Genomic DNA, 15,016 nt, shown 5'->3' on the forward strand with positions numbered 1-15,016 from the left:
GGTTAAGCAACAGCGGGGGTTTGAACAGGTTCAGCGATATCGGCGCGGCGAATGACCCCGCCGCCCAGAACACGCGCACCCCCGCCGGGGGACTGGTAGAATACGCAGGCCTGGCCGGGGGCGACGCCGTCCTCGCCATCGTCGAGGTGCACCTCGACACCGTCAGCGCCGGGCACCAGCGTCGCCGCTTGAGGCGGACGGGTCGAGCGCACCTTGACGTAGACCTGTTGCCGCGCCGCCACCGCCACCGCCAGATCGCCGTCGCCGAGCCAGTTGACCTCGCGCAGCACGATGCGCCGCGCCGCCAGCGCCTCGCGCGGGCCGACCACCACCCGCCGCCGCGCGGCGTCGAGCGCCACCACGTAGAGCGGCTCGGGGCTGGCGAGGCCGAGCCCGCGCCGCTGGCCGACGGTGAAGCGCATGATGCCGGCGTGGCGCCCCAGCACCCGCCCGTCGAGGTGGACGATGTCGCCGGGCTCGGCCGCCTCCGGCTTCAGGCGCTCGACCACGTCGCTGTAGCGGCCCTGCGGCACGAAGCAGATGTCCTGGCTGTCGTGCTTGTCGGCCACCGGCAGGCCGATATCGCGGGCGATGGCACGGGTCTCGGCCTTGGTGAGGTCGCCGAGCGGGAAGCGCAGCAACTCGAGCTGGGCGCTGGTGGTGGCATAGAGAAAATAGCTCTGGTCGCGGTCCTCGTCGCTGGCGCGGAACAGCGCGCGCCGGCCGTCCGGCAGGCGGCAGGTCGAGACGTAGTGACCGGTCACCAGCGCCGCCGCGCCAAGATCGCGGGCGGTCGAGAGCAGGTCGGCGAACTTGACGCGCTGATTGCAATCGACGCACGGCACCGGGGTTTCGCCGGCTGCATAGCTGGCGGCGAAACGGTCGATCACGGCGTCGCGGAACCGCGATTCATAATCCAGCACGTAATGCGGAATGCCGATGCGCCCGGCCACCTCCCGCGCGTCGCGGATGTCCTGGCCGGCGCAGCAGGCGCCCTTGCGGTGGGTCGCCGCGCCATGGTCGTAGAGCTGCAGCGTCACGCCGAGCACATCGTAGCCGGCCCGCGCCAGCAGGGCCGCCACCACGGAGGAATCGACGCCACCGGACATCGCGACGACGACGCGGTGACGCTGCGGGGTGCCGCCGAGGTCGAGGTCGACCGGACCGATCATGCGGAGCCTTTCGGAACGATGGAAAACCGCCGGCTCAAGCTGCCGTCTTGGACGATAAGGCATCCTTTGTACAGGATGGTTCCCGGTGCCGGCAAACCTCCCGCAGCGGCGCGGCAATTCTTGCCGGCCGGTCGTTTCTGCCGATGAGAAATTCCCGCTCCGGCGACCGAGCCCGCTGATCTGTCAGATCATTTCCGCGCTCGCGTTCTGGCATGCCTCCTGCAACCCCGTTTTGGCCCCCTTTCATGAGGTGACCATCGTGGCGAGTGTTTCCGGTATCGGCAGCGAGGCGCGTACAACCCGAATGTCCGCGCCGCTCCTTTCGTCCCCGGCCGGCGCGGACATTTTTGCCGATCTGGTCGATGCTGCCGCGACGCCCGAGCCGCGCTCGTCGAATGTGGGGCCGACCGCCGCCACCAGTTCGTCGTCGCCGCCGCCGTCGTCGTCCGCGCCCACCCGCGACAAGCCGGCGCCGGAGCGCAACCCGCGCACCGATGAGCCCAAGGACGAGCCGCCGGCGGCCGACGATGCCGCCGAGGCCGACGCCAGCGCCGCCGGCGACACCTCGGCCGCGGACACCGCGACCTCGGACGACGACACCGCCGCCTCCGACGACGCCGACGCGGCGGACGCCAACACCGACGGCGCCACCGACGCCGACGCCGACGTCGCCGCCTTGCCGCCCCCGCCGCCACCCGAACCGGTTCTGCCAACAACCCCGGCCGTTGCCGCCGCCGCGCCGACAGCCGCAGCGTCGGAGCCGGCACCGCAGGCGGCCGCGCCGACCGCCCAGCCGACCGCCCCCCCTGCCATCGCGCCCACCGCCACGCCGGCGACCGACGTCCCGGATCCGGCGAGCGCCGGCGCCCTGGCCGCGGCGCCCCCGGCAACGGCGGAGGCCGCGACGACCGCCGCCGCGACGACCGCCGCAGCCACTGCTGCAGCAGCAGCGGCCGCGGCGTCCGATGCCAAGACGACGGCGGACCCGGCGGCGGCGAGCACACCTTCGCCGCGGACCGCCTCCGACCAGGCCGCCACCGCCGCGCCGCCCAGCGCCACCGACGGCAGCGTCCGCACCGCCAACGCCGAGCCCCACAGCGCGGCGGTGGCGGCAAGCTCGACCGCGCAGGCCGCCGCCGACACCGCAGCCGCGCCGCACGAGGCGACCGGGGACGCCGCCACCTCGACCGAGGCGGCGCGCGCCACGACCGCGCAATCCTCCACCCAGACGACCGCAGCCACGCCGGTGCAGACCGCGCTCGGGCTGGCGCCGTCCCAATCGATTGCGCTGACCAGTGCGCCGGTCACCACCGACGGCGCGCGCTCGGCGGTGGCCGCGGCCGACCTCGGCGTCGAGATCGTGGCCCGCTCCAAGGCGGGCGAAACCCGCTTCGAACTTCGGCTCGACCCGGCCGACCTCGGCCGTATCGAGGTCCAACTCGACGTCGACAAGGACGGCGGCGTGCGCTCGCGCCTGATCGTCGACCGTGCCGACACCCTCGACCTGCTGCAGCGCGACGCCCGCCAACTGGAGAAGACGCTACAATCTGCCGGGCTCGACACCAGCAAGGGCGGACTGGAGTTCGTGCTGCGCGACCAGAGCCAAGGCTTCCAGCAGAACACCGGGCGCGAGGCGCAGCAGAACAGCCAGGGCGAGCGCCTGACCGCGGTCGACGAGCAGGTGGTGGCCGACCCCCGCACCGGCGCCTATGGCCGCGTGCTCAGCCGAGCGGGCGGCGTCGACATTCGAGTCTGACCGGAGCGCATCATCACGCCGCGCCGACCGGCATCACCAGGGGCCGACCATGCCGACCGCAGGCGGTATCACCTCGAACGCCTGTTCACCCAACGGCCGGCGCAGCGCGCCGCCAGCTCGCCGCCCGTTGGGCATTTCGGTCACCACCCAGATCTGCGGCGGCGCCGACGGCATCGGGCGGCCGGGCCGCACCCGTTACCTCAAGGTCGGCGGGCCACGCCGGCCGCTCGATCCGGCCAAAGCCGTAAACAGGACTTAAGCCTTTGTTTTCGCCGCGCTTAGGGAAATGTTCAGGGTTGACGTCTAGTCTCGCTCACGTTCGTTCAGTTGCGTTGGCGTGAGAGTACCGATGTCCGAGCCGCTTCGCCCAAGGGTGAAATATGTGATCGGCCCCGATGGCAGCCCGCTCACCATCGCCGATCTTCCTCCAGCCGACACCAAGCGGTGGGTCATTCGGCGCAAGGCCGAGGTCGTCGCTGCGGTGCGCGGCGGGTTGCTGTCTCTCGAGGAGGCCTGCAGCCGCTATACCCTGACCGTCGAAGAGTTTCTGGCCTGGCAGATGTCGATCGACCGCCACGGGCTGGCTGGGCTGAGAACGACCCGGATCCAGCAATATCGCGCCTGACCGGCCTGCCCACGCTCCCCCGTCCCCTGCAAGCTCTCGCCCCCTCAAACTCTCGACCTTTGCAAAACGCCGGCCCGCAAGGCCGGCGTTTCGCGTTTCCACGTCTGGTTAACGGTCACCGTATCCTGGTTAACCCTTTATTAGGCCAACACACGGCATTTTTTGCCCACTGACGGAAAGGGATGCCGTCGGCTGGGGGTTGGCGTGAACGGGATCATTTCTCTTCTCAACAATCTGGGCGCGGCACGCCTCGGCGCTATGGCAGCCGTTACCGTGGCCTTGATCGGCTTTTTCGGATTTCTTCTGGTTCGGTTCTCGCAACCGCCCATGGCGACGCTTTACAGCGACCTCGCCTTGCAGGACTCCGCGTCCATCGTGAAAGATCTGGAGCGCGCCGGCACGACCTACGAGCTGCGTGCCGACGGCTCCACCATCCTGGTGCCCAAGGCCGAGGTGGCGCGGCTGCGCATGAAGATGGCCGAAGCCGGGCTGCCGCGCGGCGGTAGCGTCGGTTACGAGATCTTCGACAAGTCCGACTCGCTCGGCACCACCAGCTTCGTGCAGAACATCAACCAGCTACGCGCCCTCGAAGGCGAGCTCGCCCGCACCATTCGCGCCATCGAGCGCATCCAGCAGGCGCGGGTCCACCTGGTGATTCCCGAGCGCGCACTGTTCTCGCGCGACAAGCAGGATCCGTCCGCCTCCATCGCACTCCGCGTCCAGGGCGGCCTGGAGGCCGGCCAGATTCGCGCCATCCGTCACCTGGTCGCCTCGGCCGTGCAGGGCCTGAAGCCCGAGCGGGTGTCGATCGTCGACGAGGCCGGCCGGCTGCTCGCCGACGGCGCCGGCGATGCCAACGGCGCGCTCGGAACCGCCGGTGACGACCGCGTCGTCAGCTATGAGCGCCGCGTCAAGAATCAGGTCGAGGAGATCGTCGGCAGCGTGGTCGGCCAGGGCCGCGCCCGGGTCCAGGTCAACGCCGAGCTCGATTTCAACCGCATCACCCAGACCTCCGACAGCTTCGATCCGGAAAGCCGCGTCGTCCGCTCGACCCAGAACCGCGAAGAGAGCCAGGTCTCGACCGAGGGTCGCGACGGCCAGGTCTCGGTCGGCAACGAGCTGCCCAACGCCACCGCCCAGGGAGCCGGCGGCCAGGTGCGCGACCAGAGCAAGAAGAGCGAGGAGACCGTCAATTACGAGATCTCCCGCACCACCCGCACCGAGGTGGTCGAAGGCGGCCGCATCAAGCGGGTGTCGGTCGCGGTGGTGGTCGACGGCGCCTATTCCCGCGACGCCAATGGCAACGTCACCTACAGCCCGCGCAACAAGGAAGAGCTCGACCGCATCACCGCGCTGGTGCGCTCGGCGATCGGCTACGACCAGAAGCGCGGCGACCAGATCGAGGTGGTCAACCTGCGCTTCGCCGAAGGCCCGCCGCCCGGCCTGCCGGAGGACGAGGGCTGGCTGTCCCGCCTGAAGTTCGGCAAGGACGACGTCATGCAGGCGGCCGAACTCGGTGTCCTGCTGCTGCTGACGCTGATGGTGGTGCTGATGGTGGTGCGTCCGATGGTCCGCCGCATCGTCGTGGCCGACAAGAAGGAAGAAGCGGCCGGCGCCGTCGCCGGGCCGGGCGAGCTGCCCACCACCGAGTCGCCGCCGCTGACGCCCGAGCAGATCAAGGAAACCGAAACCACCCGCAAGATCGCCTACGCCAAGATCCAGGGCCAGCTCCACGCCCAGTCGATCGCGAAGGTCGGTGAACTGGTCGATCAGAATCCGCAGGAAACCGTCGCCATCATCCGCCAGTGGATCCACCAGGATTCACCGGACGCCACCCCCCGCTGAGGTTCGTGAAGGTCAGGCACCATGAGCATCGTCTCCTCGATCGCAGAAGCGATGTCGCGCGGCGGCAAATCTCCCACCGACACCGCCTTGGCCGCTGCCAGGTCCGGCGTCGCGACCGTAACCGTTCCGGCGCGGCGCCCGCTGACCGGCGTTGAGCGCGCTGCGGTCCTCATGCTGTCGCTGGGTGAGACCCACGGCGCCAAGATCTGGCGGATGCTCGACGATGACGAGATCCGCACCATCTCGCTCGCCATGTCGACCCTCGGCAATATCGACGCCACCGACGTCGAGGAACTGCTGGTGGAGTTCGTCGGGCGCCTGTCGGCGACCGGCGCGCTGATGGGCAACTTCGACTCGACCGAGCGGCTGCTGCAGCAGTTCCTGCCGGCCGACCGCGTCAACATGATCATGGAGGAAATCCGCGGTCCGGCCGGGCGCAACATGTGGGAGAAGCTCTCCAACGTCCAGGAGCAGGTTCTCGCCAACTACCTCAAGAACGAATACCCGCAGACGGTCGCCGTCGTGCTCTCCAAGATCAAGTCCGAGCATGCCGCGCGCGTTCTCGCCATCCTGCCCGAGGAGCTCTCGCTCGACGTCGTCAGCCGCATGCTGCGCATGGAGTCGGTGCAGAAGGAGGTGCTCGACCGCCTGGAGGAGACGCTGCGCACCGAGTTCATGTCGAACCTGTCGCAGACCCGCCAGCGCGACGCCCACGAGCTGATGGCGGACATCTTCAACAATTTCGACCGCCAGACCGAGACGCGATTCCTCACCGCGCTGGAGGAGAACAACCGCGAAAGCGCCGAGCGCATCAAGACGCTGATGTTCACCTTCGACGATCTGGTCAAGCTCGACACCGGCTCGGCCCAGACCCTGATCCGCCAGGTCGACAAGGACAAGATGGCGATCGCGCTCAAGGGCTCGACCGATGCGGTGCGTGAGTTCTTCCTCAAGAATATGTCGACCCGCGCCGCCAAGATGCTGGCCGACGACATGCAGGCGATGGGGCCGGTGCGCCTGAAGGACGTCGACGAGTCCCAGGCGATGATGGTCAACCTCGCCAAGGATCTCGCCGCCAAGGGCGAGATCACCATCTCCAAGAATCGCGGCGACGACGAACTGGTCTACTGAGCACAGAAAGCGGAGGCGGACGTGGCAGCGGCCAAGGCTAGGTTTCTGTTCGATACCGATTTCGGCGCCCCGAAGCAGGAGGCCGAACCGCGCATCCCGCTCGCCGATCATGATGCGGCGGTTGCGGCTGCGGAAGCGCGCGGCCACGCCCGCGGCCGGGCGGAAGCCATTGCCGAACGTGTCGCCGAAACCGAGCGCCAGATCGCGTTCGGCCTCGACCGCGTCGCCGACGCGTTCTGCCGCGTGCTTGCCGCGCTGCCGCCGATCGAGGCGCGGCTCGAGCGCGAGGCGGTCGACGTCGCCGTCGCCGTCGCACGCAAACTGTCGACGGCGCTGATCGCGCGCGAGCCGATGGCGGAACTGACGACGTTGATCGCCGACTGCTTCGCCGAGCTGCGCTCGACCCCTCACATCGTGGTCCGCGTCAACGACGCGCTGCTCGCTCCGCTCAAGGAGCGGCTCGACCGCCTCGCCTCCGAAGCCGGCTTCACCGGCCGTCTGGTGCTTCTGGCCGAGCCCTCGATCGCCGTTGGCGACGGCCGCGTCGAGTGGGCCGATGGCGGGGTGGTGCTCGACAGCGCCGCGACGCTGGCCAAGGTCGACGAACTTGTACAGCGGTTCATTGCCGCCCGAGCCACCGCCAACGCTGCGGCAAACATTCCTGGAGGACAGTCCTGATGGCTGGCGACAACGACAAGATGCCTTTGCCGAACCTGGAAACCGATTTCCAGGTGGTGAGCCCGGACGAGGCCGGCGACATCGCGCCCGGCACGCCGGAAAGCGGGCCCAAGACCGCGGACGATCTGGAGGCGGTGTTCGACGTGCCGGTGCAGGTGTCCGCCGTGCTGGGGCGCACGCGCATGGACGTCGGCGGCATTCTCAAGCTCGGCCCCGGCACCGTGCTCGAACTGGACCGCAAGGTCGGCGAGGCGATCGACATCTTCGTCAACGACCGGCTGGTCGCCCGCGGCGAGGTGGTGCTGGTCGAGGACAAGCTCGGCATCACCATGACGGAAATCATCAAGGCGGAACGCTGACCGCCCGACCGGCCCGACACCCGACTGAACGGTTTCCGGATGATCGGCTCGTGATCCCGGAAACAACCGCGCCGAAACGCCCATGATCGGACGGCGTTTCCGGCGACCGGACTACGAAACGCCGGCCCGATCGGCCGGATTTCGGCTGAGACGTCCAGACGTCCGCGACGCCAGCGGAGCAGCAACGCTCAAAGCTGGCTATGGAGAGACTTCGCCATGCGCCTTCTCATCGTCGGATCGCTGAAAGGTCAGTTGCACGCGGCGACCAAGATCGCCATGGACCGTGGCGCGTCGGTGACGCACGCGCTCGACATCGAGCAGGCCCTCAAGGTGCTGCGGTCGGGCAAGGGCGCGGACCTGTTGATGGCCGACGTGGTCATCGACATCGGCGAGCTGATCGCCAAGCTGGAGCAGGAGCACATCGCGCTGCCGGTGGTGGCCTGCGGCGTCGACAACGACACCCGCGCCGCGGTGGCGGCGATCCAGGCCGGCGCCAAGGAATACATCCCGCTGCCGCCCGACCCGGACATGATCGCCGCGGTGCTGGCGGCGGTGACCGACGACCGCTGCGATCTGATCTATCGCGACGAGGCGATGGCGCGCGTGGTCGAACTCGCCAGCCGGGTCGCCACCTCCAACGCCTCGATCCTGATCACCGGCGAGAGCGGCACCGGCAAGGAAGTCATTGCCCGCTACGTCCACCAGCGCTCGCCGCGGACCGCCAAGCCGTTCATCTCGATCAACTGCGCCGCGATTCCCGAGGCATTGCTGGAATCGGAGCTGTTCGGCCATGAGAAGGGTGCCTTCACCGGCGCCGTCGCCCGCCGCGTCGGCAAGTTCGAGGAGGCCAACGGCGGCACGCTGCTGCTCGACGAAATCTCCGAGATGGACGTGCGGCTGCAGGCCAAGCTGCTGCGCGCGCTGCAGGAGCGCATCATCGACCGCGTCGGCGGCACCCGCCCGGTGGCGGTCGACATAAGGGTGATCGCCACCTCCAACCGCAACCTTGCCGAGGAGGTGCGCAAGGGCACCTTCCGCGAGGATTTGCTCTACCGCCTCAACGTGGTGAACCTGAAGGTGCCGCCGCTGCGCGAGCGACCGGCCGACATCATCGAACTCGCCAATCATTTCGCCCGGCGCTTTGCCGAATCGAACGGCTTGCCAGAACGGCCGCTGTCGGCGGAAGCGCGGCGCGAACTCCTGGCGGCGCGCTGGCCCGGCAACGTGCGCGAGCTCGAAAACACCATGCACCGCGCGGTGCTGCTGGCGGTCGACGGCGAGATCGGCATCGACGCCATCCGCAACCCCGACGGCGGCAAGCTCGGAATCCAGGCCGCGGGCGACCGCGGCCCGGCGGCACAGGCTGCCATGGCCGCGGAGGCGGCGACACGCACGCTGGTCGGCCAGACCGTCGAGGAGGTCGAGCGCCGGCTGATCCTCGACACCCTCGGCCACTGCCTCGGCAACCGCACCCACGCCGCCAACATCCTCGGCATCTCGATCCGCACCTTGCGCAACAAGCTGGCGCAGTACGGCCAGGAGGGCCACGCCGTGCCGCCACCCTATCAGGGCGAGCCGCGCGCCGCGCCGGGGTTCTGACGACGCGGCGTCGGCGGGCTCCCATCCTCATGGTTCGAGGCCGCGCGTGCCGCGCCGCGTCACTTGAGACGGCGCGGTTGTGCTAGCGTTCGGCATCTCGCCCCGATTCGGGAGCCGCGCCATGACCCGCGCCCTGCTGATTGCCGTCGCCCTCACCCTCGCCGCCGGCCCGGCGATGGCGGCGTGCCTCGACGCCAACGCCGAGGACGCGGTGGCCGAAGGCCGGCTGAGCCGCGGCACCTTCCAGGACGCCGCCGGGCGAACCGAGACGGCGTTCATCCTCAGCCTCGCGGCACCGACCTGCCTGACCGGCCCCGACGAGTTCGACCAGGTCCCCGAGGCCAAGCGCCTCCACCTTTATGCCTCCGACGAGGCGGTGGCGCTGGCGCGGTTCGTCGGCAAGACGGTGCGGGTCAGCGGCCGGCCGTTCGGCGCCCACACCGCCCACCATCACGCCCCGATCGTGATGGACGTCGTCCGCATCGAGGCGCGGTAACGTCGGCGCGATGCGGCGGGCGGCTCGCGCGACAGCCGGCCGCGGAGTTAAGTCGCGGTGACTCGGCGCCGGATGATCCCGCCTCGGCCCGGAGACACGGCGCCGGAAGCCATTGTTCGAAAACGTATATTTCGGAGACGGCGGCGCGGATCGCGGGCTCGATCGGCCGGCAACCGGATGACGATTCGCCGCTGCCGGCGCCGTTTGGTCCCGACGCCGACCCGGCCGCCCGTAGCATGGCAACGCCCCACTTAACTCGCCCTTAACCCTATGGCCGGCATTTTTTGCCCGGTGGTGGCACATCCGGCACGCGCCGGCCAAGGCATGGGTTCAGCATGACCGATACGACCGCAGGCGGCACAGGCGGAGCCGGCTTCAAGTTCCCCTCGCTCGGCCAAATCTTCTCCGCAATGCGGCGCGGCGACCTCGCTTTGGCGATCGGCGTTCTCACCATCCTGGTGGTGCTGATCCTGCCGCTGCCGCCGTTGCTGCTCGACCTGTTCCTGGCGATATCGATCATCTTCTCGGTGCTGATCTTGATGACGGCGCTGTTCATCCAGGCGCCGCTGGAGTTCTCCTCCTTCCCGACGGTGCTCTTGATCTCGACCATGCTGCGCCTCGCCCTCAACCTCGCCTCGACGCGCCTGATCCTGGCGCACGGGCACGAGGGCACCGACGCTGCCGGCCACGTCATCCAGGCGTTCGGCAACTTCGTGATGGCCGGTAACTTCGTGATCGGCATCATCGTGTTCGCCATCCTGGTGCTGGTGAACTTCGTGGTCATCACCAAGGGTTCGGGCCGCATCGCCGAGGTCGCCGCCCGCTTCACCCTCGATGCCATGCCCGGCAAGCAGATGGCGATCGACGCCGACCTCTCCGCCGGCCTGATCGACGAGACCGAGGCGCGGCGCCGCCGCAAGACCCTGGAGGACGAAAGCTCGTTCTTCGGCGCGATGGACGGCGCCTCCAAGTTCGTCAAGGGCGACGCCATCGCCGGCCTTCTGATCGTGTTCATCAACGTCATCGGCGGCCTGATCATCGGCGTCGCCCAGCAGGGCATGCCGTTCGGCGAGGCGGCGCACGCCTTCACCGTGCTCACGGTCGGCGACGGCCTGGTCTCGCAGATCCCGGCGCTGATCGTGTCGACCGCCGCGGGCCTGCTGGTCTCCAAGGCCGGCGTCTCCGGCGCGGCCGACGAAGCGCTGATGAAGCAGCTGTCCGGCTACCCCAAGGCGCTCGGCATGTCGTCGGCGGTAATGGCGGTGATGGCGCTGTTGCCCGGCATTCCGATGATCCCGTTCCTCGGCCTCGCCGCCGGCGCCGGCGTGCTGGCGTGGGTGATGGACAAACGCCACAAGGAAGCCCGCGTCACCGAAGAGGCCAAGGTGACCGCGCCCTCCGCCACTCCGGCCGAGGAGCCGATCGCCGCCTCGCTGCGCATGGACGACCTCAAGATCGAGCTCGGCTACGGCCTGCTCAGCCTGGTCAACAGCACCGACGGCGCCGACCGCCTCACCGACCAGATCAAGGCGCTGCGCCGGTCGATGGCGACCGATATGGGCTTCGTGATGCCGGCGGTGCGCATCCTCGACAACATGCAGCTCGAGCCCAACGCCTACGTCATCCGCGTCAAGGAGGTCGATGCCGGCACCGGCAAGGTGTGGCCGGACCAGTGGATGGTGATGGACCCGCAGGGCGGCCAGGTCGACCTGCCCGGCATCCACACGGTCGAGCCCACCTTCGGGCTGCCGGCGACCTGGGTGGATACCGACCGGCGCGAGGAAGCCAGCCTGCGCGGCTACACCGTGGTCGACGCCGCCACCGTGGTGTCGACCCACCTCACCGAGATCCTGAAGTCCAACATGCCGGACCTGCTCTCCTACGCCGAGGTGCAGAAACTGCTCAAGGAGCTGCCCAAGGAACAGGGCGAGCTGGTCAAGGACCTGGTGCCGGCCCAGTTCTCGATCACCGGCATCCAGCGCGTGCTGCAACTGCTGCTGGCCGAGCGGGTCTCGATCCGCGACCTCGGCACCGTGCTCGAAGGCATCGCCGAGGCGGTGGGCTCGACCCGCAACCCGCAGCACATCGTCGAGACGGTCCGCGTCCGGCTCGGCCGCCAGCTGTGCGCGCAATACACCGCGCCCAGCGGCTACCTGCCGCTGATCTCGCTGTCGCCGCGCTGGGAAACCGCGTTCGCCGAATCGATCCTCGGCGATCGCGACGAGCGCCACCTCGCCATGCAGCCCTCCAAGCTGCAGGAGTTCGTCACCCTGGTGCGCGACCGCTTCGAAGATGCCGCGCGGCAGGGCGAGTTCCCGGTGCTGCTGACCAGCCCGGGCGTGCGGCCGTTCATCCGCTCGATCGTCGAGCGCTTCCGCGCCCAGACCCCGGTGATGTCGCAGGCCGAGATCCACCCGCGGGCGCGGCTGAAGACGATCTCGAGCATCTGAAGCGCGCAGCGCCGAGCCGGGATCGTCGTCCGGAACCGGGCCCCTTTCTGAAAACGATCCCGGCTCTCGCTGACGCTCGGCCGGGATGACGCGGGGAAGATTGTCGTCCCGGACGGCGCGCAGCGCCGAGCCGGGACCGTCATCCGGAACGGGGCCTCTTTCTGAAAACGAGCCCGGGTCTTGCTTCGCTCGCCCGGGATGACGCGAGGGAGATTGTCGTCCCGGGCAAGCAGCGAAGCTGCGCGACCCGGGATCGTCGGCAGGAAGGGGACTCTTTCTGAAAGCGATCCCGGCTCTCGCTGACGCTCGGCCGGGATGACGATGCAGGCCGAAGAGCGATCCCGCCCTCGGCTTCGCTCGCCCGGGATGACCCGTAACCGCGCCGGCTGTAGGATGGCGCGTGGCATGGCTCCAACAGCGGATTGAACGAATGGCAGGCGCAAGACGTCTCGTGGTCGGTATTTCCGGGGCTTCCGGCGCCATGCTGGGCATCCGGCTCCTGCAGGTGCTGCAGCCGCTCGACGTCGAGGTCCATCTGGTGGTGTCGAAGGCGGCCGAGCTGACCATCGCCCAGGAAACCGACGTCACGCCGGCCGAGGTGTGCGCCCTCGCCGACCACGTCCACGACGTCGGCAATGTCGGCGCTGCGATCGCCAGCGGCTCGTTTCCGACGCTCGGCATGGCGATCGTGCCGTGCTCGATCCGTACCATGTCGGAGATCGCCGCCGGCGTGACGTCGAGCCTGCTCACCCGCGCCGCCGACGTGGTGCTGAAGGAGCGCCGGCGGCTGGTGCTGGCGGTGCGCGAGACGCCGCTGCACGCGCTGCATCTGCGCCACCTCGCCGACCTCGCCGAGGCCGGCGCCATCATCGCGCCGCCGGTGCCGGCGTTCTACACCCGGCCGAAGACGGTGGAGGAGATCGTCGACCAGTCGGTCGGCCGCATCCTCGGCCTGTTCGACATCGACACCGGCCTTGCCAAGCAGTGGCACGGGCTCGGCTAAAGACCCGCGTCCGCAGCGATCAGGATTGCACCTCGTGCAGCGACTCGTTGCGGCCTTTCCAGAACTCGACGATGCGCTCGCAGGTGGCCGGAATCAGGCGCTGATATTTGAGCTTGTTGGTGGACAGTTCCGACGTGCTGAGCTCGCTGCCGCCGCTGCGCGCCCGGAGCGCCGCCTGGACGGTGGTCCAGTCGAGGTTGGCGGCCTTGCTGACGATCAGCAGCAGATCGACACCGTTCGACTGCGAGAAGCGCAGCACCACCTCGTCCGGCACGCCACACAATTCAGCGACGGCTGCGAGCGCGTGGTCGTGGCGACCATCCTGCATGAAGCGCTCCACCAGCGGCTGTTCGAGCTTGCCCTGCTGGGCGAGTTCGTGGATCTCGGCGCGGGCGAGTCGGAACATCCGGGTGCGGCTTTCGATCTCCTCGGTGGCGCGATGGGCGATCTCGTCGATGGCAGCGCGCACGTCGGCGCGGTGGGCGTCGATGTCGCGCGCTGCGACGGCCGCGGCCTGCGCCATCAGCTTCTCGAACGTCGCGGGCGGCAGGTCCTGGCGTGCGCGTAGCGTTGTCGCCAACACGTGATCGACACTCGCCTTGTCCACCAGCGCGGCGTAGCCGCGCCCGGAAAAGCGTGCGCCTTCGTTGGCGGCAACCACGCGCGCGACGCGGCTGCTGCCGCGGTCGACCAGCGTATCGGTGACGGTCTCCGACAGGCTTGCGCGCCCGGCGATCGCCATCATGTGCGCTTCACCGCGCTCTCGGGCGACTCGCAACAGATCGTCGTCGCCGAGCACGTCGGATATCTCCAGCACCGGGCGGGCGATGACGATGTCATGGTCCATCGCCAGATTGCTCACCACCACCGGCGGCGCGTTGGAGAGCGGTGCCAGCCGCTCGGACAGCCGGCGGCGGGCGGCCGTGGCGAGGTCGTTCGCCAGCCGCGGCAGCAACGCCTCGAACACGTCGACCCGCTCGCTATCGAGCGTTTCGGAGTCGGCGACGAGCAGGTCGGTGACCGACATCGCCAACCGGTCGAGATCGGCCATGGTGGTGTTGCCGAAGCTGTCGACGATGGCATGGGCGGTGGCGGCGCCGCGCCGATCCTCGGCGGAAATGCGCGCCAGCATCTCGAACTTGGTCTCGGCCAGCGTCGAACTGCGGCTGAGCGTAGCGGCCAGTCCCCGCATATGCCGGCTGTTGCGCTCGAACTGATCGCGCAACGAGGTGATGAAGCTCTGCGCCGACTTCGCCTTCCATACGCTGCGCTCGGCAACCTCCCGCGAACGGTCGAGCCCGTTGGCAACCTGGCGGACCTGATCGCCGACCTGCTCCAGCACCGGCGGAATTTCGTCGGTGGCCTGGCGCGCGCGCTCCAGCAGCCGGTTGACGTTGTCGGCCCAGCCCTGGGCCTGGGTCGGCATGGTGGAATCGCCGGCAATATCGCGTGCGACATTGCCGGTGAGCGAGGCGAATTGGCTGATGATGCGGACGATCTGCTCGAAATGGTGCTCGAGGTCGGCGCGGGCCAGCTCGGAGGCCGCCACCTCGCCCAGCACGTTGGAGATGCTGGTCGACAGCACCATCATATATTCGAGGGTCTCCAGGCACATGCCCAGCGCGCCCGCGGCCTTTTCCAGGTCGTCGGCATTTCGCGCCGCCATTGTCGCTGCAACGTCGATGGTCGCCGAGAGATGCGCCATGCCGGCGCAACTGCTCTCGGGCGCACCGTCGTCGTGCGGGCTGGCTTGTGCCGCCTCGCGCATGAGCATGGGAGTTCCTATCGAGGGATGAAACCGAACGTGGCCTCGATCTTGATCGGCAGATCGCTTCCAAACTGCCAAATTTGCCGGGTGGTGGGCGCGAAAAGCCCCCACCTTGGTAACCGGATTGTAAATTC

13 protein-coding genes are annotated in these 15,016 nt (G+C 68.9%); 11 read left to right on the forward strand and 2 right to left on the reverse strand.

Translation table 11 applies throughout. The features are described 5' to 3' along the window. Positions 1–2: 2 nt before the first annotated feature. Positions 3–1,172 carry a tRNA 2-thiouridine(34) synthase MnmA gene (mnmA, locus tag BVIR_RS12555; RefSeq protein WP_055037969.1) on the reverse strand — a complete coding sequence of 390 codons (1,170 nt, stop codon included), beginning with the start codon at positions 1,170–1,172 and terminating at the stop codon, positions 3–5. A gap of 304 nt (positions 1,173–1,476) precedes the next feature. On the opposite strand from mnmA, the gene BVIR_RS12560 reads away from it, so the two are divergent. The 11 genes from BVIR_RS12560 to BVIR_RS12605 all read left to right on the forward strand — a co-directional run bounded on the left by BVIR_RS12560 (position 1,477) and on the right by BVIR_RS12605 (position 13,114). After that, positions 1,477–2,928 (forward strand): flagellar hook-length control protein FliK, encoded by a 1,452-nt coding sequence (locus BVIR_RS12560; RefSeq protein WP_055037970.1) that lies wholly within the window; start codon positions 1,477–1,479, stop codon positions 2,926–2,928. Positions 2,929–2,977: 49 nt separating this feature from the next. After that, complete coding sequence (locus BVIR_RS16940; RefSeq protein WP_145911968.1) at positions 2,978–3,187, forward strand: hypothetical protein; 210 nt, start codon at positions 2,978–2,980, stop codon at positions 3,185–3,187. A gap of 90 nt (positions 3,188–3,277) precedes the next feature. Then, positions 3,278–3,553 carry a CtrA inhibitor SciP gene (gene sciP, locus BVIR_RS12565; protein WP_055037971.1) on the forward strand — a complete coding sequence of 92 codons (276 nt, stop codon included), beginning with the start codon at positions 3,278–3,280 and terminating at the stop codon, positions 3,551–3,553. Between the two features lie 204 nt (positions 3,554–3,757). After that, complete coding sequence (gene fliF / locus BVIR_RS12570) at positions 3,758–5,398, forward strand: flagellar basal-body MS-ring/collar protein FliF (protein WP_082417110.1); 1,641 nt, start codon at positions 3,758–3,760, stop codon at positions 5,396–5,398. Positions 5,399–5,449: 51 nt separating this feature from the next. Beyond that, the gene (fliG, locus tag BVIR_RS12575; RefSeq protein WP_055038874.1) at positions 5,450–6,529 is read left to right on the forward strand and encodes a flagellar motor switch protein FliG; all 1,080 of its coding nucleotides are present in this window, start codon (positions 5,450–5,452) and stop codon (positions 6,527–6,529) included. A gap of 21 nt (positions 6,530–6,550) precedes the next feature. Further along, positions 6,551–7,207, forward strand: coding sequence for a FliH/SctL family protein (locus BVIR_RS12580; RefSeq protein ID WP_055037973.1), 657 nt, complete (start codon positions 6,551–6,553; stop codon positions 7,205–7,207). Continuing rightward, positions 7,207–7,566, forward strand: a complete 360-nt coding sequence (gene fliN / locus BVIR_RS12585; protein WP_082417112.1) for a flagellar motor switch protein FliN — start codon at positions 7,207–7,209, stop codon at positions 7,564–7,566. The genes BVIR_RS12580 and fliN overlap by 1 nt, the downstream gene beginning before the upstream one ends. A gap of 216 nt (positions 7,567–7,782) precedes the next feature. Then, positions 7,783–9,165 (forward strand): sigma-54-dependent transcriptional regulator FlbD, encoded by a 1,383-nt coding sequence (gene flbD, locus BVIR_RS12590; protein ID WP_055037974.1) that lies wholly within the window; start codon positions 7,783–7,785, stop codon positions 9,163–9,165. A gap of 121 nt (positions 9,166–9,286) precedes the next feature. Then, entirely contained in the window at positions 9,287–9,661 is a 375-nt protein-coding gene (locus BVIR_RS12595) for a DUF4431 domain-containing protein (RefSeq protein ID WP_055037975.1), read from the forward strand. Between the two features lie 335 nt (positions 9,662–9,996). Continuing rightward, positions 9,997–12,111 (forward strand): flagellar biosynthesis protein FlhA, encoded by a 2,115-nt coding sequence (gene flhA / locus BVIR_RS12600; RefSeq protein ID WP_055037976.1) that lies wholly within the window; start codon positions 9,997–9,999, stop codon positions 12,109–12,111. A 430-nt stretch (positions 12,112–12,541) separates the two neighbouring features. Next, a complete protein-coding gene (locus tag BVIR_RS12605) occupies positions 12,542–13,114 on the forward strand; it encodes a UbiX family flavin prenyltransferase (RefSeq protein WP_055037977.1) in 573 nt (190 codons plus the stop codon). Between the two features lie 19 nt (positions 13,115–13,133). Here the strand turns inward: BVIR_RS12605 and BVIR_RS12610 are convergent, their stop codons facing one another. Continuing rightward, on the reverse strand, positions 13,134–14,888 hold the full coding sequence (locus tag BVIR_RS12610; protein WP_055037978.1) for a DUF2336 domain-containing protein: 1,755 nt from the start codon (positions 14,886–14,888) through the stop codon (positions 13,134–13,136). Positions 14,889–15,016: the final 128 nt, after the last annotated feature.

Source organism: Blastochloris viridis (assembly GCF_001402875.1).
Lineage (GTDB): Bacteria > Pseudomonadota > Alphaproteobacteria > Rhizobiales > Xanthobacteraceae > Blastochloris > Blastochloris viridis.